This window comes from Micromonospora matsumotoense, assembly GCF_900091525.1.
Lineage (GTDB): Bacteria > Actinomycetota > Actinomycetes > Mycobacteriales > Micromonosporaceae > Micromonospora > Micromonospora matsumotoensis.
This window is the reverse complement of sequence record NZ_FMCU01000002.1, coordinates 453,453-472,670: the sequence shown is the minus strand read 5'-3', so window position 1 is coordinate 472,670 and position 19,218 is coordinate 453,453. Positions and strand designations below refer to the sequence as shown.

16 protein-coding genes and 1 pseudogene are annotated in these 19,218 nt (G+C 73.3%); 12 read left to right on the top strand and 5 right to left on the bottom strand.

Annotated features, from left to right (window positions below):
• Positions 1-20 precede the first annotated feature (20 nt).
• Entirely contained in the window at positions 21-1,265 is a 1,245-nt protein-coding gene (locus GA0070216_RS05775) for an MFS transporter (RefSeq protein WP_091240050.1), read from the bottom strand.
• Entirely contained in the window at positions 1,262-1,972 is a 711-nt protein-coding gene (locus tag GA0070216_RS05770; RefSeq protein WP_091240047.1) for a siderophore-interacting protein, read from the bottom strand. Before GA0070216_RS05770 ends, GA0070216_RS05775 begins: the two co-directional genes overlap by 4 nt.
• A gap of 76 nt (positions 1,973-2,048) precedes the next feature.
• Between GA0070216_RS05770 and GA0070216_RS05765 the strand changes: the two are divergent.
• Positions 2,049-4,109, top strand: a pseudogene (locus GA0070216_RS05765) (penicillin acylase family protein); the annotation flags it as partial.
• A gap of 24 nt (positions 4,110-4,133) precedes the next feature.
• Positions 4,134-4,694 carry a GNAT family N-acetyltransferase gene (locus GA0070216_RS35265; protein WP_245722347.1) on the top strand — a complete coding sequence of 187 codons (561 nt, stop codon included), beginning with the start codon at positions 4,134-4,136 and terminating at the stop codon, positions 4,692-4,694.
• Positions 4,695-4,727: 33 nt separating this feature from the next.
• Here GA0070216_RS35265 and GA0070216_RS05760 read toward each other — a convergent pair whose 3' ends face one another.
• Positions 4,728-5,492 (bottom strand): SDR family oxidoreductase, encoded by a 765-nt coding sequence (locus GA0070216_RS05760; protein ID WP_091240040.1) that lies wholly within the window; start codon positions 5,490-5,492, stop codon positions 4,728-4,730.
• A 53-nt stretch (positions 5,493-5,545) separates the two neighbouring features.
• On the opposite strand from GA0070216_RS05760, the gene GA0070216_RS05755 reads away from it, so the two are divergent.
• From GA0070216_RS05755 to GA0070216_RS05740, 4 genes are all read left to right on the top strand, one after another.
• Positions 5,546-6,148, top strand: coding sequence for a TetR/AcrR family transcriptional regulator (locus tag GA0070216_RS05755; RefSeq protein ID WP_091240036.1), 603 nt, complete (start codon positions 5,546-5,548; stop codon positions 6,146-6,148).
• A gap of 42 nt (positions 6,149-6,190) precedes the next feature.
• Positions 6,191-6,739, top strand: a complete 549-nt coding sequence (locus GA0070216_RS05750) for a nucleotidyltransferase family protein (RefSeq protein WP_245722322.1) — start codon at positions 6,191-6,193, stop codon at positions 6,737-6,739.
• Between the two features lie 268 nt (positions 6,740-7,007).
• Positions 7,008-7,364, top strand: a complete 357-nt coding sequence (locus GA0070216_RS05745; RefSeq protein ID WP_091240028.1) for a VOC family protein — start codon at positions 7,008-7,010, stop codon at positions 7,362-7,364.
• Positions 7,365-7,516: 152 nt separating this feature from the next.
• Entirely contained in the window at positions 7,517-7,744 is a 228-nt protein-coding gene (locus tag GA0070216_RS05740; protein ID WP_091240024.1) for a hypothetical protein, read from the top strand.
• A gap of 13 nt (positions 7,745-7,757) precedes the next feature.
• Here the strand turns inward: GA0070216_RS05740 and GA0070216_RS05735 are convergent, their stop codons facing one another.
• On the bottom strand, positions 7,758-8,444 hold the full coding sequence (locus tag GA0070216_RS05735) for a DinB family protein (RefSeq protein ID WP_091240943.1): 687 nt from the start codon (positions 8,442-8,444) through the stop codon (positions 7,758-7,760).
• A gap of 193 nt (positions 8,445-8,637) precedes the next feature.
• Between GA0070216_RS05735 and GA0070216_RS05730 the strand changes: the two genes are divergently transcribed.
• From GA0070216_RS05730 to GA0070216_RS05710, 5 genes are all read left to right on the top strand, one after another.
• Positions 8,638-9,105 (top strand): hypothetical protein, encoded by a 468-nt coding sequence (locus GA0070216_RS05730; RefSeq protein WP_091240940.1) that lies wholly within the window; start codon positions 8,638-8,640, stop codon positions 9,103-9,105.
• Positions 9,105-10,499, top strand: coding sequence for a hypothetical protein (locus tag GA0070216_RS05725; RefSeq protein ID WP_091240022.1), 1,395 nt, complete (start codon positions 9,105-9,107; stop codon positions 10,497-10,499). The genes GA0070216_RS05730 and GA0070216_RS05725 overlap by 1 nt, the downstream gene beginning before the upstream one ends.
• 119 nt (positions 10,500-10,618) lie before the next feature.
• Positions 10,619-12,034: a VWA domain-containing protein gene (locus GA0070216_RS05720; RefSeq protein WP_425413138.1), complete on the top strand. Its 1,416-nt coding sequence runs from the start codon at positions 10,619-10,621 to the stop codon at positions 12,032-12,034.
• 14 nt (positions 12,035-12,048) lie between these two features.
• Entirely contained in the window at positions 12,049-13,161 is a 1,113-nt protein-coding gene (locus tag GA0070216_RS05715) for an ATP-binding protein (protein ID WP_091240017.1), read from the top strand.
• Positions 13,158-16,082, top strand: a complete 2,925-nt coding sequence (locus tag GA0070216_RS05710) for a DUF5682 family protein (protein WP_245722320.1) — start codon at positions 13,158-13,160, stop codon at positions 16,080-16,082. Before GA0070216_RS05715 ends, GA0070216_RS05710 begins: the two co-directional genes overlap by 4 nt.
• A 172-nt stretch (positions 16,083-16,254) precedes the next feature.
• On the opposite strand, the gene GA0070216_RS05705 is transcribed toward GA0070216_RS05710, so the two are convergent.
• A complete protein-coding gene (locus GA0070216_RS05705) occupies positions 16,255-17,181 on the bottom strand; it encodes a DUF4394 domain-containing protein (protein WP_091240014.1) in 927 nt (308 codons plus the stop codon).
• A gap of 571 nt (positions 17,182-17,752) precedes the next feature.
• Between GA0070216_RS05705 and GA0070216_RS05700 the strand changes: the two genes are divergently transcribed.
• Complete coding sequence (locus GA0070216_RS05700; protein ID WP_245722319.1) at positions 17,753-19,201, top strand: CehA/McbA family metallohydrolase domain-containing protein; 1,449 nt, start codon at positions 17,753-17,755, stop codon at positions 19,199-19,201.
• Positions 19,202-19,218: the final 17 nt, after the last annotated feature.

Genomic DNA, 19,218 nt, shown 5'->3' with positions numbered 1-19,218 from the left:
CGACACCCCGGACGCGGCCGTCAACCCGCTGCGGGGACCGGCTCCGCCGCCGGCTCGGGCGCGCGCATCGGCGTGCCCTGGAACCGTCGTTGGTGCCCGAGCCCCACCACGACGCCGAGGGCGACCAGCACGACGGAGGCGATCGCGACGGCGGGATAGCCGACCCGATCGGCCGCGGCCAGTCCGAGGGAGGCCGCCAGGAACGAACAGACCAGCCCGAACGACGACAGCACGGTGAAGTCGGACCCCCCGGTCTCCGGCCGCGAGTAGTCCATGTTGACCACGTAGAGCACCACGTTGGCGACGGTGTACGCCGCCATGAAGCAGCACAGCGCGGCCACCGTCGCGCCCAGCGGGGCCCGGCCGGTCATCAGCGGCAGCAGCAGCGCCGTGGAGGCCGCGAGGGCCGCTCCCCCGACGACGAGCAGCCGTCCCCGGCCGAACCGGTCGACGCCGACCCCGGCGAGCAGGCCGGCCACGATCGCCGGGGCGCTGATCACCACGCCGGTGACCACGCCGATGCGCGCCAGCGACCAGCCCGCGTCGACCAGCGCCGGGGTGACCAGGGCATAGGCCGCTCCGGCTCCGGTGTAGACCAGCGGCACCACGCCGAAGGTCCACCAGCGGCACCCGGGCTGGCCGAACACCGACAGCAACGCCCGGTACGCCTGCCCGGTGCCGGCCACCCGGGCGACCCGGGCCGGCTCCCGCAGCCGCCACACCACCAGCAGCCCGACGGCGGTCAGCGCGGCCAACAGCCCGATCGCCGGCACCCAGCCGTACCGGTCGTAGACCAGCACGCACGCGCCACCGCCGAGCAGGTTGCCCAGGTAACTCGCGGCGACCTGGATGCCGTTGCCGGCGCCCCGGGTCCCCTCGGACAACACCCGGACGGCGACCGCGTCGACGGCGATGTCCTGGGTGGCGGAGAGGAAGACGTAGGCGGCGCAGATCGCCACCACCGGGCCGAGCTGCCGGGTCGGATCGGCGAACGGCAGCAGCGCCAGCAGGGTCAGCACCAGACCGGCCTGCAGGGGCAGCAGCCAGGACCGGTAGTGGCCGTGCCGGCGAGAGCCGTACCGGTCGAGCAGCGGGGCCCAGAGGAACTTCAGCGGCCAGACCAGGCCGACGAACTGCAGCAGGGCCAGGGTGTCCAGTGAGGTGCCACCGTCGCGCAGGATGGCGGTCAGCCCGACGGTGATGAATCCGATGCCGAGGTACTGGGTGACGTAGAGCGTGGTGAGCGTGCCGAGGCGCCCCTTCACCGGGCGCTCCAGTAGCCCAGCGAGGTCAGCTGCTGCTTGCCCATCCCGAGGGTGCGCCGGACGTGCCGGGTGAGGGCCCGGGTGCTGGTCGCCTCGCAGGCCACCCAGTAGTGGGCGTCCGGTGCGACCGGGAGCGCGGCCCGGACGGTGTCGACGAGTTGCCGCCCGTCGTCGCCGCGCGGCACCCAGGTGACCCGGTGCTGCTCCCGGGTACGCAGGGCCAGCGCCCGTTCCCCGTCGTGGGCGTACTCCAACCAGATCGTGGCGGGGGTGTCGGGCGCGGCGTCGAGCAGGCTGTTCACCGCCGGCAGCGAGGCGGCGTCACCGACCAGGTAGAGGTGGGCGGGTGCCGGGTCGGGCAGGGCGAAGGCGCTGCCCTGGAGGGTGGCGACGATGGTGTCACCCACCTGCGCGGTGCTCGCCCAGCGGGCCGCGCAGCCGTCGTGCAGGGCGAACTCGAGGGTGAACCGGCCGGCCTCCGGCTCCGGGTCGACCAGCGTGTACGCCCGCTGGTGCGCCCGGCCGGCGTCGTCGAACCAGAGCCGGATCCACATGGTGGGGTGCACCTTGCCCGCCGCCAGCAGGCCACCGTCGTCCATGACCAGACGCTGGTAGTGCCCGCCGACCGGCTCGGTGCTCCGCACGGTCAGCCGGAAGTCCCGGCCGCCCATGGCCTTGAGCACCAGGGCCTCCCAGTTCCGTTTCACACGTCCTCCAGGTAAGGTCCGCCTAAGTTAGGCGAGGGTAACTTAGGCGAGGAGTCCTGTGGAGAGTGGGACCGGCATGCCGCCGGGCGACCGGCCGGCCGCCGGCGTGCACCGCGACCGGTGGGGCGTACCGCACCTGTGGGCCGACACCGTCGATGAGCTGGCCCGATGGCAGGGGCGGGTGACCGCTACCGACCGGGCGTGGCAGCTCGAGGTCGAACGCTGGCGGGCCGAGGGCCGGCTCGCCGCCCACATCGGTCCCGCCGCACTCGACTGGGACCGGTTCGTCCGGCGGGCCCGGCTCGACGACACCGCCCGGCGCTGCTTCGACCGGCTCGCCCCGGCCACCCGACGCTGGGTCACCGCGTACGCCGACGGGGTCAACGCGGGCCTGGCGACCGGCGCGGCGGCGGCCCCCGAGTTCGCCGCCACCGGCAGCGCGCCCGGCCGGTGGCGACCGTGGACGCCGCTGGGCGTCTTCCTGGTCCAGCACATCCTGTTCGGCACCTTTCCGCAGAAGCTGTGGCACGCCCACGTCGCCGCCACCCTCGGCCCGGCCGCCCGCGACCTGTTCGCCGTCGAGGGGCCCGGCGGCTCCGGCAGCAACGCCTGGGCGCTGCCCGCCGACCCGGTGACCGGCCGTGCCCCGGTCATCGCCGGTGACCCGCACCGGCTGCTCGAACTGCCCGGCATCTACCAGCAGATCCGGCTGGCCTGCCCCGAGTTCGACGTGGTCGGACTGGCCTTCCCCGGGGTACCGGGGCTGCCGCACTTCGGGCACGCCGGCGACGTCGCCTGGGCGGTCACCAACGCGATGGCCGACTACCAGGACCTCTACCGCGAACAGTTGCGCCGCGACGGCGACCTGGTGCTGGTCCGCGACGCCGACGGCTGGGTGCCCGCCCACCGGCACGACGAGCGGATCGAGGTACGCGGCGGCGCGACGGAGACCGTCGAGGTGATCGAGACCCCGCGTGGCCCGGTGATCGACCACGACCGGCACACCGGCGACGCACTCAGCCTGCGGACCCCGGCCCGGGTGACGGAGAGCCTCGGTTTCGACGCGCTGCTGCCGTTGCTGCGGGCCCGCACCGCCGACGACGTCGCCGACGCGCTGCGCGGCTGGGTCGAACCGGTCAACAGCGTGCTCGTCGCCGACCGGCACGGGGCGGTGCACCAGCTCGTCGCCGGCCTGGTGCCTCACCGCGACGACGGGTGCCGGCGGGAACCGGTGCCCGGCTGGGACCCCCGTTACCGGTGGCGCGGCGACTACGCCGCCGCCAAACCGGTCGCGGTCGGCGAGCCGGCGGTCTGCGCCAACGACCGGCGTGACGACGTCGCCGAACTCGGTGTCGACTTCGCCCCGCCGCACCGGGCCCGCCGGATCCGCGAACTGCTCGCCGACGGCGTCGCCGCGCCGGACGTCCACACGGACACCCAATTGGGGTCGGTGGTCCTGCGCGGTCTGCTCGACCGGCTCGACCCGGGGCCGCTCAGCGGGCCGGCCCGACTGCTGCGGGACCGGCTGACCGGCTGGGACGGCCGGATGGAGGCCGACAGCATCGACGCCGGGGCGTTCGCCGCCTGGCGGGCCGCGCTGGTCCGGCACCTGTCGGCGCACCCCGCCCTGGGCCCGTTGCACGCCCCCGGCGGCTACGACCCGCTCTTCGCCCCGTGGACCGACCCGCTGGCCCGGATCGGGCACGCGGTGGAGGGGGTGGTCGCCGGACTGCCCCGCCTCGGCGGTGCGGTCGAACCGCTCGCCGCCGCCGCGCTGGAGGAGGTCGCGGCCGGCGACCCACCCGGCCCCTGGGGACGGCGGCATCTGCTGCACCCGCTGCACCTCGGCGTGTCCGAGGCGGTCACGGACCGGGTGGCCGCGATGCGCGACGGCACCGACCTCGGCGGCGACACCCACTGCGTGCTGTCCACCTCCAGCGTGCCCGGGGTCTCCGACGCCTGCTGGCGCGGGCCGGTCGCCCGGTACGTGTGGGACCTGACCGACCGGTCGGCGAGCCGCTGGATCGTCCCCTTCGGCGTCTCGGGCCGCCCCGACGACCCGCACTTCGCCGACCAGCTGCCCCTGTGGGCCACCGGCGAGCTGATCCCCGTCGGCACCGACTGGCGTGGCCTGACCCGAGCACCCCGAGACGAGGACCGCGTGACCTACCAGGAGAAGATCCCCGGCTTCGGTGAGTTGACCCTCACCGTGGTCGATCCGGCCGCCCACGCCGCGCTGCTGCACGGCTGGGTGACCGAGCCCCGCGCGTCGTTCTGGGGCATGGGGTCGTACACCGTCGAGGAGGTACGTGAGATCTACGCGTACGTCGACGGCCTGGGCACCCACCACGCGTACCTGATCGGGCTGGACGGCACGCCGGTGGGCCTGTTCCAGACCTACCAGCCGGAGGCCGACCCGGTCGGCGAGCGCTACCGGGTGCGGCCCGGCGACATCGGCATGCACCTGCTGCTCGCCCCCGGCCGCCGACCGCCGCGCGGGCTCACCGACGCGATCGGCCCGGCGCTGGCCCGCTTCCTGTTCCGCGACCCAAGTCGGCTGCGGATCGTGGTCGAGCCCGACGTGCGCAACCGGTTCGCGCTGCGGCGACTGGAACGGGAGGGGTTCACCTTCGCCGACGAGATCGACATGCCCGACAAGCGGGCCCAACTGGCGTTCTTCACCCGGGAGCGGTTCGAGGCGGACCACCCCGTCCCGGCCTGAACCGGCCGGCGATCGCGGGTCGCCGGGCCGACGTCAGGCGCGCGGGCCCAGGAAGAGGCCGCCGCTGGCGTCGATGACCTGCCCGGTGACCCAGCGTGCGGCGTCGGAGGCGAGGAACGCGACCACGTCGGCGACGTCACCGGGCCCACCCAGCCGGTCGAGGGCCGTCATCGAGGTGATCAACTCGACCAGGCCCGGCGTGGCGAAGGCCGGTGAGTTGGTCGCGGTCCGGGTGGCGCCGGGCGCGACCGCGTTCACCGTGACGCCCCGGGCCCCGAGCTGGTTTGCCAGGGCCAGGGTCATCGTCTCCACCGCGCCCTTGGTCATGGCGAACGACGTCTGGTCCGGGTTGGCCATCCGGGTCGCCACGGACGAGATCGTGATGATCCGACCGCCGTCGCGCAGCAGCGGCAACGCCCGTTCGATGATGAAGTACGGCGCGCGGACGTTGACCGCGAACAGCCGGTCGAAGGCGGCCCGGGTGGTGACGCCGAGCGGGCCGGCGGGTGGCGCTGCCGCGTTGTTGACCAGGATGTCCAGTGGTCGCCCGGCCAGGCTCGCCGCCACCCCGGCGAACAGCGTCTCGACATCTCCGTCCACACCCAGTTCCGCGCCGACGGCGTACGCCGTCCCACCGGCCCGCCCGATCTGGTCGACCGTCGCCAGCGCGCCGCCCTCGCCCGTGCCGAAGTGCGCGATGACGGCCGCTCCCCGCGCGGCCAGCCGGACCGCGATCGCCTGTCCGATGCCCCGCGACGCCCCGGTCACCAGGGCCGTCCTGCCGCTCAGGTCGCTCATGTGTGAGCCACTCCCCACTTGGTAGTCACTATCACCAAGGTAGTGTCTATCACGTGAATGAGCGGCACTCCACCCTGCGGGACCAGCGACGGGCCGAGACGCAGCGCATGATCCAGGCGCACGCGGTGCGGTTGTTCGTCCGGCGCGGCTACGACGGCACGACGGTGAACGACGTCGCCGCGGCGGCGGGGGTGTCCCCGATGACGGTCTACCGGCACTTCCCGACCAAGGAGGATCTCGTGCTGGCCGACCAGAACGGGCCACTGGTCGCCGACCGCATCGCCGCGACACCGGCCGGGCAGCCCCTCGTACGCCGGATCGGCACCGCGCTCGTCGAGTCGGCGCGTACGCTCACCGCCGGTGACGACCGGTTCTTGCTGGCCCGCCTGCGGCTGATGATCTCGACGCCCGCCCTGCGCGCCCGGCACCTGGACAACCACCACCTGCTGCAACAGGCCATCGTGGACGGGCTCGGGGACGAGGCCACCGATCCCGATGCGGCCTTCCGCGCGGCGGCGGCGGCCAGTGCCTGCCTGGCCGTCATGCACACCGCGTTGGTGCGGTGGGCACAGGACGACGGGCGCACCGACCTGGCCGACCTGATCACGATGGCGCTCGCGGCGGCCTTCGGCGACGACCCGTCCCGGCCACGGTGACCCGGGCCGGACGGGCGCTGCTCTAGGCTCCTCGGGGTGGTCGTGAGCACACAGGACGTGGTGGGCCTCATCGAGTCGGACCCGGCGGCGATGAGAGTGCTCCGGGCCACCGCCGACCTCGGTCTGCCGGACTGGTGGATCGGTGCCGGCTTCGTCCGCAACCGGGTCTGGGACGCGATCAGCGACCTGCCGGCCGCGCCGCCGCGCGATGTGGACGTCGCCTACTTCGACCCGCAGGAGCGGGACCCCCGTGAGGAGACCCGCGCCGAGGCCCGGGCCGCGACGCTCCTGCCCGGGGTGCCATGGGAGATCCGCAACCAGGCACGGATGCACCTGCGCAACGGCGACGGTCCCTACCTCGGCACCCTGGACGCGATATCGCGCTGGCCCGAGACGGCCACCTGCGTCGCGGTCACCCTGCGGGGTGACTCGGTCCACCTGGTGTGCTGCCACGGCGTGGCCGACCTGGTCGGCATGGTCGTCCGCCCCTCACCGGCCTTCGACCACGCCGCAGGCCGCGCGAAGGTACGCGAGCGCGTGACGGCCAAGGGGTGGTGCGGCCGGTGGGCCGGGCTGCGGCTGGAGGTCTAGGGCTTCGGGGTTCGCGCTCCCGCCGCGCCACCTGCTCGGCGACCACCCGGGCGGTCAACGCCCCACCGGCCCGGCCGGGGTGGTGCGGCAGGCGTGAGCTGTCCCGACACACCGGCGCGAGGGACCAGGTAGGCCGGCGACATGGACCACGTCGACCGGCGATGGCGAGCCGCGACGACGGCTGACCGGGACCGACCCGCCCGGCAGGCCGGGCGGGCGGGCAGCGACGTGACCGGACGGCCGACCGGCGTTCTGTCATGATCAGCCGATGGCGAACGTCTGGTCCGGTGTCACGATCGACTGCCTCGACCCCGAGCGGGTGGCCCGGTTCTGGGGCGTCCTGCTCGGTCGGGAACCCGGCCCGTCGCAGGAGGGCTGGGTCTACCTCGGCGAGCGGGGTGACCCACAGCCACGGCTGGTGTTCCAGCCGGTGCCGGAGCCCCGGACGGGCAAGGTACGGCTCCACCTCGACGTCGCCGTCGACCACGTCGACGAGGCCATGGCCACGGTCATCGACCTCGGTGGCAGGTACACCGGTGAGCGGCACGACCACGAACAGGGTGTGGTCGTGGTCATGGCCGACCCGGAGGGTCACGAGTTCTGCCTGGTCCAGTACGACGACTGACGGCCCGGGGCGCGGGCGGCCGTCGACAGCGAGGACACGTCGATCCGGGTCACGGTCGGTGGCCGGACCCCACCTCGCGATGATCGATACGACGACTCCTCGGAGCGGCTAATCCGGTCGCGTGCGAGCCGGTCCGCGAGGACGATGGAACGATGTCTGGCACCCCCGAGGGATTCACCTATCGTCTCCGCAAGAACGGGGACGTGGAAGTGCTGCACCACGGCCGCCCCGCCTCGGTGCTCCGGGGTGCCGCCGCAGCCCGGTTCCTGGTCGACGTGGACAGCGACGATCCGCAGGAGCTGATGGCGCGCCTCACCGGCAACTACAAACACGGCAACGAACGCACGGCCAAGCGGCACCCCCGCAACCGGGACCGCTAGCACGGCCCCACGGTCAGGTGGTGTCGCACCCCGCCCCGGTCGGCGCAGGCGCCCCGACGGCGGCCGGGCGGACCGACCCCGTGGGCTGAGCATCGACGAACTGCTCCCGCAGGATGTCCGCGTGCCCGCAGTGCTGGGCCAACTCCCGCAGCACGTGGAGGTACACCCACCGCAACGGGCACGGGCCCCGCCGGTGCCCGGACAGGACGTCGTCCAGACCCAGGGCGGCCGTCGCCCGCCGCGACGCGGCGCAGGCCTCCCGATGGGCCTGCTGCACGGCGGCGACCGTGTCGTCGTCGGCGAGGACGAACGACTGGTCCGACGTGGCGGGGATGCCGATCTCGGCGCGCGACCGCCCCGTGACGGCCTCGTCGAACCAGACCTTCCCCACGAAGGTCGCATGCTTCACCAGGCCCAGCAGCGTGGTCTGGGAGGCCACCAACGATCGGCGTGCCTGTTTCTCGGTCCACCCGTCCAGACAGCTGCGTAGCGCGCTGCGGTGCTCGTCGAGGAACGCCTCGAACTGGGCACGGACCGGCTGGGCGACCACCTGATCGGCGAAGGTCGGGGGAAGGCGGTCATGGGAGCGGCATTCCAGATGGGTGGGGTGGCGGTGGGGGTGCGCGGTGCGGTCCACGCCGTCCGCGCCACCGGCCAACCGGGTGCCGGCCGCCCTCCCGGGACGTCCGCCAACGATCATCGGGAGCACCGGACGGCCCGCGCACCGGATGGTCGCCACCCCGGGAACTGTCGTACCCGGGGGCCATGATCTTGTGGTCACGGCGACGCCGGCCTCGGCCGGCGCGCGCCATCAACCATGGTCGACGCCGGTGTTACGGCGGGTGGGAGGACGTGCGGTGACGGACGCTGACGGGGCCGCGCGGCGGCGGAGCGTGCTGGCGGTGGTGCCGCCGGCCCGGCCCCGCAAGCTGGCCAAGGTGCCCTTCGTCGAGCTGGCCGACGGGCGGTTGCAGGGGGTGGTGTCCAGCGGGTCCGACATCGAGCGGGTGTACGTCTCGTCGGTGACCGCCGGCAGCCACGCCTACCATTGCAGCACCAACAACAACCGGCCCTGCGGCGGGCTGCGCGGCGCGCCCTGCAAGCACCTGGAGTCCCTCGCCGACGAGGCCGTGCTCCAGTACGGCGTCGACCGGGTCGCCCGCTACCTGCGGGTCGACGCCGGTGACGGCACGCAGACCGGCGTCGAGCTGCTGTCCCGGCTCGACGCCCGGCACGAGCCGACCTCGGCCGCGGTGGTGTTCAGCCGGTTCCTGCGCCATCTGGCCTACCTGGAGTTCCCGGCCAGCACCACCGTGCTGCCCGAGCTGCACTGGTTCCCCTCCACCGGGGCAGGTCGCTGATGCTCGGCACGCAGCTGGCGCAGCTGCGCGACAGCACCCCCACCGGGCTGACCGACGCCGACGACGTGGTCGCCGGCTTCGACGACGCCCTGCTGCGGGGCTTCGCCCGGGTCGGCGAACAGGACGCCACCGCGTTGACGGCCCTGGCCGGCGCGGTGGCGGGCACCCCGCTGGGCGAACGGGGGGCCGAGGCGGTGGGCAAGGTGACCGCCGGCTCGGTCGGGCAGGAACATCTGGCCGCGCTGGCCGGCGCCCGGACGGCGCTGCTCGGCGCGACCCACGACGCCCTGCTCGACCAGCTCGACACCGCCCTCGGGCGGCACCGGACCCCGTGGGCGCCGACCGGCGAAGCGGGTGACCCCTCCCCCGCCCGCGCCGCCGCCCGGTCCTGGCTGCACGAGACCGCCCTCGCCGGTTGGCGCGGCGTCGACCACGAGCTGCTCTCCGCCGTCGGGACGCCGGTCGAGGCGGCGCTGGCCGAGCCGGAGTCGCGCCGGCTGGCGGTGCTGCTCGACGGGCTCGCCGCCGAACTGCGGGCCGGGCTGCCGGTGGCGACCATGCCGCAGGTGCCGGTACGCCGCTGGGCGGACCTGTGGGCCCGGGGTGTGCTGCTCGCCCAGGACGGGCCCGCCCCGGCCACGGTGACCGCCACCGAACGGGTCACCGGTCGACTGCTGCCGCTCGGGGTCGACGTCCACGAGCACGAGACCGCCGTCCAGGTGCAACTGCACGCGATCCTCGAACCGGCCGACGCCACCGCGCCCCGGTTGGTCCGGGTGACGGTGGGCGCGGCCAAGGTCGCCACGATCGGTGGGCCCGCGGTGTGGCGGCTGTTGTCGGCGTACCCCGTGCTGCTCACCGCGATCGCGCAGCGACGGGCGCTGGCCGTCATCGACCTGCCGGCGCAGGGTGGCGACCTGCACTGGGTCGACGGGCAGGCGCAGGCGGGCGAGCCCGCCGACCCGTTCGCCACCGCCCGGGTGCTGCTCGGCACGGCGGCGGCGACGGCCATCCCGCCGCTGGACCGACACCCGGTGGCGATCGCCGAGCCGGTGCTGCTGGAGGGCTACGTCGTGCACGACGGCGGGCTGGCCGTCGACCTCGACGGGCACCGCCTCGCGGTCGCCCTCGACCGGTTGCCGGCCAGTGGGCCGCTCACTCCCGCGCTGGTCGCCGCCTCGTCGTCCTGCCTGGGCCTGGTGCGTTGGGACGACGGCCGGTGGCTGGTGCAGCCGCTGGCGGTGCAGGCCACCGTCAAACGCCGGCCGGTCGAGGCGCACAACGGCGACTGGGCCGACGGGGTGACCGACCCGAAGGTGGCGAAGGCCGAGGCCAGGTCGGGCGACGCCGTGGCCGTGCTGCGCGAACGCGCGGGACGGTTGCTGCGCCGATGACCGAACCCACCGCAATGAGCGACACCACGCCGCCGGGCGACGCCGTGCCACCGGGCGACGACGCCGTGACCCCGGGCGACCTGGCCGCCGAGAACCGCCGGCAGGTGCTCTACTGGCGGTTGCTGGGCCGACTGTTCGACCCCGACGAGCAGCCCACCCTGGAGTCGGCGAGCGTGGCCGTGGTCGACGACCTCGGCCTGCCCGCAGCCCTGCTGGACCCGACCGTCTCGGTGGACACTGTCGTGCAGCGCTTCCCCGTGCTCGCCGACGAACTGCGCGGCCTGCTCGCCGCCCCCGCCGACCCCACGACCGCCGCCGACCCCGACAGCACCAGCGGCGTCCCCGACACCGCCGGCGGTCCCGCCGCCCCCGGCGACGAGGACGGGACCAGCGGTGACGGTGCGACCGCGTCGGGCGGGGCCGACACCGCCGGCGGTCCGGCTTCCGGCGACCTCGGCAGGCACCGGCCGGGCGAGGCCGAGGTCCGCCGAGCCGCGCTGGTGTCGAAGCTGCTGCTCAACGTCTTCGGCACCGGGTCGGGGCCGGTCAGCGCCGGTCAGTTGGCCCGCTGGCAGTCCGACGCGGGCTGGTTCGAGCAGGCGCTCGGCTGCCCGCCGGGTGAGCTGCGCCGGCAGGGCGGCACCGGGCTGGGCGGCACCCTCGGCAACCTGGAGGCCGACCTGGTGCGCCGGATGCACCTGCGCGAGGTGCTGGCCGATCCGAAGCTGGCCAGCCAGCTCACCCCCAGCATGTCGCTGATCGAGCAGCTGCTGCGGGACAAGGCGAACCTGTCCGGGGTGGCGCTGGCCAACGCGAAGTCGCTGATCCGGCGGTACGTCGACGAGGTCGCCGAGGTGCTGCGGACCCAGGTCGAGCAGACCACCGTCGGCGCGATCGACCGGTCGGTGCCGCCGAAGCGGGTCTACCGCAACCTCGATCTGGACCGCACCATCTGGCAGAACCTCACCAACTGGAGCCCGGAGGACGAGCGCCTCTACGTCGACCGGCTCTATTACCGGCAGACCGCCCGCAAGACCACTCCGTCCCGGTTGATCGTGGTGGTGGACCAGTCCGGGTCGATGGTCGACTCGATGGTCAACTGCACCATCCTGGCCTCGATCTTCGCCGGGCTGCCCAAGGTGGACGTGCACCTGATCGCGTACGACACCCGGGCGTTGGACCTGACCCCGTGGGTGCACGACCCGTTCGAGGTGCTGCTGCGCACCAAGCTCGGCGGCGGCAACGACGGGCCGGTGGCGATGGCGATGGCCCGCCCCAAGATCGTCGAGCCGCGCAACACGGTGCTGGTGTGGATCTCGGACTTCTACGAGTTCAACCGCTCTCAACCGTTGTTCGACGGCATCGAGGCGGTGCACCGCTCCGGGGTGCGGTTCATCCCGGTCGGCTCGGTCAGCAGCTCCGGCCAGCAAAGCGTCAACCCCTGGTTCCGGCAGCGCCTCAAGGACCTGGGCACCCCGGTCCTCTCCGGTCACATCCGCAAACTCGTCTTCGAGCTCAAGAGCTTCCTCACCTAGGAGAGACACCCCTCATGTCCGAGATGTTGCGTGCCCCCGCCGAGGTCAAGTACGCCGACGAACTCGACTACCTGGAGTCGGTCGACACCGGCCCGAAGCCGTTCTCGTGGCGGCTGAGCCCGCGCATGGTCCGGCTGTTCGTCCTCGGCTCGGAACGGGCCGACGGTCTGGAGCGGGAGATCCCGCAGAAGTGGTTCGGCGACCGCAGCTTCGTCGAACGCAGCATCGTGACCCTGGCGTCGGACCGGGGCCTGCTGCTCATCGGCGACCCCGGCACCGGCAAGAGCTGGCTGGCCGAGCTGCTGTCCGCCGCGATCTGCCGCAACTCCACCCTGGTGGTGCAGGGCACCGCCGGTACCACCGAGGACCACATCAAATACTCCTGGAACGTCTCGATGGTGATCGCCAAGGGGCAGTCCCGCGAGTCGATGATCCCGTCGCCGATCATGACGGCGATGGAGCAGGGCGTGGTGGGCCGGTTCGAGGAGCTGACCCGCTCCACCAGCGACGTCCAGGACGCGCTGATCTCCATCCTGTCGGAGAAGTACGTCTCCATCCCCGAGCTGAACGACGACAACATCGTCTTCGCCCAACCCGGCTTCTCCATCATCGCCACCGCGAACAGCCGGGACCGGGGCGTGAACGACCTGTCGTCGGCGTTGAAGCGCCGGTTCAACTTCGTCCGGATCCCGGTGGTCACCAACAAGCGCAGCGAGGCGGAGATCGTCCGGTTCCGCACCGAGGAGCTGTTGCGCCGGCACCGCATCGAGCTGGACGTGCCGCCCACCCTGCTGGACATCCTGTTGCAGAGCTTCGCCGACCTGCGGGCCGCTGCCGCGTCGGCGACCAGCGACGACGAGAAGCTGGAGTCGGCACTGTCCACCGCCGAACAGATCGGCGTGCTGGAGGACGCCATCCTGCACAGTCAGTTCTTCGGCGACCGTACCCTGCGGGTGGAGACGCTGGCCGGGTCGCTGATGGGGTCGCTGGCCCGACGCAACCCGGAGGACCTGGCGATCCTCAACAAGTACCTGCACGGGGTGGTGGAGCCCCGGGCCAAGCAGAACGGTGAGGGCTGGGCGGGCTTCCTCGACGGCGGTCGCCAGGCGATCGCCTCGCTGTCATGACCACCGCCACCGCCCCCGACGATCCCCACCGCACCACCGGGGACGGCAGCGGCACCGCCGGGGCCGGGGTGGCGGCCGGGCCGTTCGGCGCGCTGCGGGAGCAGCTCACCGACGCGGCGGCCACCTTCGCCGGTTCCGCCGACGCGCTGGCCGGCATCCTCGCCGGCATCGTCGACGACGTCGACCGGGCGCTGGGCGAGCGGTTGGAGATCTTCCCGGTCTGTCACCACTCGCCGGCCTCGGCGCTGGCGATGGTACGCCGGCTGCGGCACAAGCAACCCAAGGTGATCTATCTGGAGCTGTGCGAGGACCTCCAGCCGCTCCTGGGCGAGCTGCGCAACTGCCGGCTGCCGGTGGCGGTGCAGGCGTTCGCCTCCGAGCTGGACGGCTTCCCCGCCGAATGGGGTCCGCTCAGCGTCGTCGCCCCGGTCACCGAGGCGTCCGCCGAATACCAGGCGATCGCATACGCGTTGGAGACGCCGGGTGTGGAGCTGGTGCTGGTGGACCGTTCTACCGACCACGTCTTCCAGTGGTCGCCGCGCGACGACGCCGGGCCGGCGGGAGCCACCGGGCCGACGGACGATGCCGGGCCCACGGACGGCACCGGGCCGGCGGCGGTCACCGCGTCGACCGGCGGCGCGGGTGAGCAGGCGGCGCTGCACGGCGACGCGGTCGGCGTGGAGATCGGCGACCTGCGGCCCCGGTTCGCCGAGCTGGAGGCGTACCTGCTGCACCACGGCAAGGTGCGGCACTGGTCGGAGTGGTGGGACCAGTACGTCGAGCGTCCCCTCGCCGGCGCCGACCACGACACCTACCGACAGGTGATGGTGCTGATCGGCAGCCTGTTCCGCCGGTTGCGGCCGGCCGGATCGGACCGCACCGAGCGCGACGAGGACCGGGAGCGCTACATGTGGACCCGGATGCGCGAGCACCTCGCCGCGTCCGGGGCCGACCCGGCGGACTGCCTCTACGTGTGCGGCGCGTTCCACGCCGCCAGTCGGGTCGCGCAGTTCGGCCTGGACTCCCCCGCCCCGGATTTCGCGATCACCCCCCGGACCGGCACCCGCTGGCGGTACGGGCTGATCCCGTCGAGCCACTCGGCCATCGAGGCGCAGTTCGGGCTGGCGCCGGGCTCGGTGTCGATCGCCGCCGCCACCTGGACCAAGGCGGTGAGCGGGTCGGGCCTGACGCCGTTCCGGCTGGACGGCCAACGGGGCGGAAAGGGTCGGGGCCGGCGCAAGGTCGCTGCGGTGGCCGCACCGACCGGGCCGATGGCCGATCGGCTCAGCGGATTCCTCGCCGCACCGCCACCCCTGGACGGGCTGGACGAGGCGGAGCTGCGCGGCTGGTGCGTGGACATCGTCCGGTTGGCCCGCCGCAACGGATACCTGGCCAGCACCGCCGACGCGATCGCGGTGTTCGAGACCTCGATCCTGCTGGCCGGGTTGCGTAACCGGGCCCGCCCGACCCCGTACGACTTCGCCGACGCGGCGGTGACCTGCATCGAGAAGGACGTCGTACCGGGTCGGCGGGACGTCCGACGGCTCTGCGAGATCCTGCTCGGCGGTGACCGGATCGGGCAGGTGGGCTACGACGCCCTGCCGCCGCTGGCCCGCGACGTGCTCGACCGGCTCCAGCCGCTCGGCCTGGACCTGGAGAAGCGCACCATCGGACGGGCCCTGCTGGACCTGCACGCGACCCCCGCCCTGACCGGCTGCTCGGATCTGCTGTGGATGCTGCGGCACCTGCTGCCCGCCGACGCGGTCCGCCCGATCATGGGTGAGCGCCGGTTGGGACACCGGTCGATCCAGGAGAGCTGGGACCTGGCGCTGGGCCGCCACCAGCGGGCGCTGATCGAGCTGGGCTACGAGGGGGTGACCGTCGAGCAGGTGCTGGAGCAGCGGCTGCGCCGGGCGGTCCGGGGCACCGACGCGACCGCCGCCGGTGCCCTCGCCGCCGTGGAGGACGCCATCCGGTTGCTGAACAGCCCCCGGTTGGTCGACGAGCTGGGCGCCCGGGCGGTGGAGCTGCTGGCCACCGAACGCACCGTGGACGACGCCCCGGAGGTGCTGCGGCGGATCCGCCGGTTGCTGGCCCACCACCGGGCCACCGCCCCGGCCCTGCCGGCCTGGTGCGAGGCGTTCGTGACGACCGGTTACGCGCACTACTGCACCCTGCTGCCGACCGCGTTCGTCGAGGAGGAGACCGGGGTCCGGCAGGTCGGGGCGATGCTGGGCTTCCTGTTCAGCATGGAGAGCCTGGCGCTCTCGCTGGGCTGCGACCGGTCCCAGCTCGAACTCGCGGTGGCCCAGTCGCACCCGGAGAGCCCGGCGAAGGTCGCCCTGCTCTGGGCGGCCCGGCACCAGCTCGGCCTGCTGCCGCTGGCCGAGTTGCGGGAGCGCTGCGCCGAACTGCTGGCCAACCCGCTGGTGGTGCCGGCCTTCCCGAGGTATCTCTCCGGTTTCGTGCATGCGCTGGAACCGGTGCCGGGGCTCGCGCCGTTCGTGGTGGAGACGATGTCCACCGCCTTCGCCCGGTTGCCCGACCCGGTCCTGCTGCCCTGGCTGCCCACTCTGATCACCACCCTGCGGGAGCACGGCCCGGAGCTGGTGCCGTTGCTGGTGCGGGAGGCCGCGCGCACCTTCCCGGGGACGCTGCCGGAGCTGGACGCCTGGGTGCCGCCGTGGCTGGCCCCGGCCCCGACGCCCACCCCGTCGGCGGTACGGGTCGGGCCGGTGGGGCAGGTGCACACCCTGCTCGCCGCGCATCCGGCGGCGGTCGAGGCGGTTGCCGCGTTGCTCGGCTGCGACGGCGGGTGGTCGACACCGCAGGCGACGCCGGCGGGGCCGTCGGAGTCGGCGCTGGTGGCCGCGCATCCGGACACCGTCGAGGCGGTCGCGGCACTGCTCGGCGGCGGGTGATCGGGGTCGCCGTGGGCGACCGTGCCGGCGGGGTGATGCTGGTCCGGTGGTGACGGCCTGCCATGCGCTGCCGGGTGCGGGACGGGACACGGCAGCGCATGGCCGATCCGGGCGGACGGCGACGCCGGAGGTCCACCGCCGTCGCCGTCCGGGTGCCCGCCGGGGCCGGTGGTTACGGCTGCTTGAGTTGCAGGGCGAGGTCGACGACCACCTGGGCGAACGCGCCCGTGGTGCTGGCCTCGCCGGTGAGCGGGTCGACCGCGTACAGCCGGCTGGGGCCGGTGCCGTTGAGCACGGCGTAGCCGGTGTTGCCGACGGCCCGGCCGCTGCGAATCGTGCTGTAGATGTCGAAGCCGGCCCGCTGATCGGCGTCGACTCCGAGCTTGCCGGTCGCGGCGAGCTGGCCGGAGTTGGCCGGGGACTGGACGGCGACCTGGTCACCGGTGGTGTCGATGTCGAACAGGGTGGTGGCGGTGTTCGCATTGAGGTCGTTGTTGGTGTAGGCCGCACCGGTCACCCCGAGGGCGGTGCCGACCGCGGGTGGGAAGGTGAGCGTTCCGTCGACGAGGGTGGTCCCGCCGAAGTTGACGTTGTGCCGCAGGTTCTGGCCCGTGTCGCTGATGATCCGTAGCCGGTCGGCGGCCGGGTTGAAGTCGACGCCGAAGTACGTTCCGCTGAGGGCGACGGTCAACTGGCTGACCTGCGTCGCGGTGGCGTCGCGGGTGGACAGGGTGTAGACGCCCCCGGCGTCGCCGACGCCGTAGAGCCTGCCGTCCTGGACCCGGTAGTCGATGCCGACCAGAGTCTCGGCGCCGGGTAGATCGACCGTGCCGATGGTGCAGGTCAGGTTCGGCCGGTTGGCCGCGAACTTGATGAGTTGCTGATCCTCGGTCAGGCCGACCGCGACGAGGCCGTTGCGGCCACCCAGGTTGAGCAGGTCCCACAGGATCGAGCAGGTGCCGGCGGCCAGCGACGGACGGCTGGCGGACGCAGCGCCCGACGACGGGCCCGACGACGCGGCGGCGGAGACCGGGGTGGCCGACAGTGCGACGACGACGGCCACTCCGGTCAGCAGCCCTCGATGGAGGAGATGGCGCATGGGAGAACCTTTCGGGTAGGAGGCGAGCGAGTTGCTCGGCAGGGCGGCGGCCCGGACCACCCCGAAGGGAGAAGCCTGAAGGCGTTTTCCCTGCTCAGACCCTATCTAGCAAACTTCGTAGCCGACTGTCGGATTGACTACTCCATTGAGACACTTCGATCAATTTGCGCATCCGGCGGCGTGTCCCGGTCGCCGCCGCTCGGCAGGAAGCAACCGGCGCGCACGGCGGTCGGCAGGCGACGGCCCCGGCACCCACGGGCCGGCCGACGCCCACCCGAGACCCTCGCGGTCGCTGCCGATCCGTCGGTACGTCGCCACATGCCGGACGATGATCGGATGCCCCCATCGCGCAACGCGACGGGACGCCCACCTTCGGGCGCGGACCGGCCGGCGGCCCTCGGCTGGTCGGGCGGCGTTCACGCCGCCCCCGACCGCCGTGCAACGGCTGTTCACCGCCCTCTCCCAGGCTTCGTGATCGACACGGTCAACACCGGATCGAGCGGAAGGCTCCGCAGCGCAGCACAGGGAATCCGAGGACGCCACAGGCGGGCAGCTGTCGCGTCGCCAACTGGTGAAGTACGCGGGCGTCGGCGCGACGCTCGCCGCCGCCGGCCCGTTCGTGGGCGTCGAGGCGGCCCACGCCGACCCGGACCGGCAGGATCAGGCGCAGGCCGGCGCGGGCCGGCCCGACAACCGGATCTGGCGGGCCGGGGACCACCACATCCACTCCGAGTACAGCGGAGACTTCGACACCACGACGAACCCGCCGACGTTCCGCAAGGGCGCCGACGCGGTCTACCCGATCGTCACCAACGCGATCATGGCGAAGAACTTCGGACTGACCTGGGCGATGTGCACCGACCACGGTGGACCGACACACTCCAAGGTCAACCTGGAGCAGGCGTACCCCGACCTGCTGCGGTCCCGCCGGCTGGTGCCCGAGGTGTTGCAGTTCTGGGGGATGGAGTTCGACGCCCCGGCGATGGACCACCACACCCTGATGATTCCCCGGCACGCCGACGAGGCGAAGCAGCTCTTCGAGCTGGAGAGCCGGTTCGCCAAGCGGGACCCGTTCCCGGCCGATCCCGGCCGGGACACCGAGGCCAAGATGGTGGAGTTCCTCAAGGTGGCCCGGACCATGCCGCACAAGCCGCTGGTGATCGCCCACCACACCTCCCGTTCGGCGACCGGGCTCGGCGTCTACGGGCAGGACCTGCCGCACGAGTTCCGCAACGGCAACGACGCGGCCCCGGACGTGTACGTCGGCTTCGAGGGCGCCCCGGGGCACCAGGCCGGCCCGCTCAACGGCAGCGCGCGCGGCGGCTACGGCAACCACCCCACCTACGGCGGCTTCGACCAGGCGACCGCCCGGGTCGGCGGGCTGTGGGACGCGCTGCTCGGTGAGGGGCGTCGGTGGTGGATCACCGCGACCTCCGACTCGCACGTGCACTGGACCCGGGGTGGCACCGACTTCTGGCCGGGCGAGTACAGCAAGACCTACGTGCTGGCCCGCCAGGAGTACCGCGACATCATGGACGGGCTGCGGCACGGGCGGATCTTCGTGACCACCGGTGACCTGATCACCCGGCTCGACGTGACGGCCAGCAGCCAGGGGCACTCGGCCGGGTCGGGCGAGACCGTCACGGTCAACCGCCGTAACCGCACCGACGTGGACGTCGAGATCCGGTTCCGGCCGCCGACCGGCACGAACGGCAACGGGGACCGACCGCAGGTCCGGCGGGTGGACCTGATCGTCGGCCAGGTCACCGGGCCGAGCGCCGACCGGGACGCCGACACCAATCCGAGCACCGCCGTGGTCGCCCGGTTCGGCCCGCGCGACTGGCAGCAGCAGGGCGCCCAGCAGGTCATCCGGCACACCCTGCGCAACGTCGAGACCGACAGCTACCTGCGGGTACGCGGCACGAGCACCGACGAGGCCGAGCCGCTCGCCGACGGGCTGGAGAGCCCGTGGAGCGACCTGTGGTTCTATTCCAACCCGGTGTTCGTGCAGGTGCGCTGACCGCATTGCGGCCCGAC

Bases quoted from the DNA above. Each gene is read 5' to 3' on its own strand.
- GA0070216_RS05760 (WP_091240040.1), bottom strand. From the start codon at position 5,492: ATGAGCGACCTGAGCGGCAGGACGGCCCTGGTGACCGGGGCGTCGCGG.
- GA0070216_RS05745 (WP_091240028.1), top strand. From the start codon at position 7,008: ATGGCGAACGTCTGGTCCGGTGTCACGATCGACTGCCTCGACCCCGAG.
- GA0070216_RS05740 (WP_091240024.1), top strand. From the start codon at position 7,517: ATGTCTGGCACCCCCGAGGGATTCACCTATCGTCTCCGCAAGAACGGG.
- GA0070216_RS05735 (WP_091240943.1), bottom strand. From the start codon at position 8,444: ATGATCGTTGGCGGACGTCCCGGGAGGGCGGCCGGCACCCGGTTGGCC.
- GA0070216_RS05725 (WP_091240022.1), top strand. From the start codon at position 9,105: ATGCTCGGCACGCAGCTGGCGCAGCTGCGCGACAGCACCCCCACCGGG.
- GA0070216_RS05715 (WP_091240017.1), top strand. From the start codon at position 12,049: ATGTCCGAGATGTTGCGTGCCCCCGCCGAGGTCAAGTACGCCGACGAA.
- GA0070216_RS05710 (WP_245722320.1), top strand. From the start codon at position 13,158: ATGACCACCGCCACCGCCCCCGACGATCCCCACCGCACCACCGGGGAC.
- GA0070216_RS05705 (WP_091240014.1), bottom strand. From the start codon at position 17,181: ATGCGCCATCTCCTCCATCGAGGGCTGCTGACCGGAGTGGCCGTCGTC.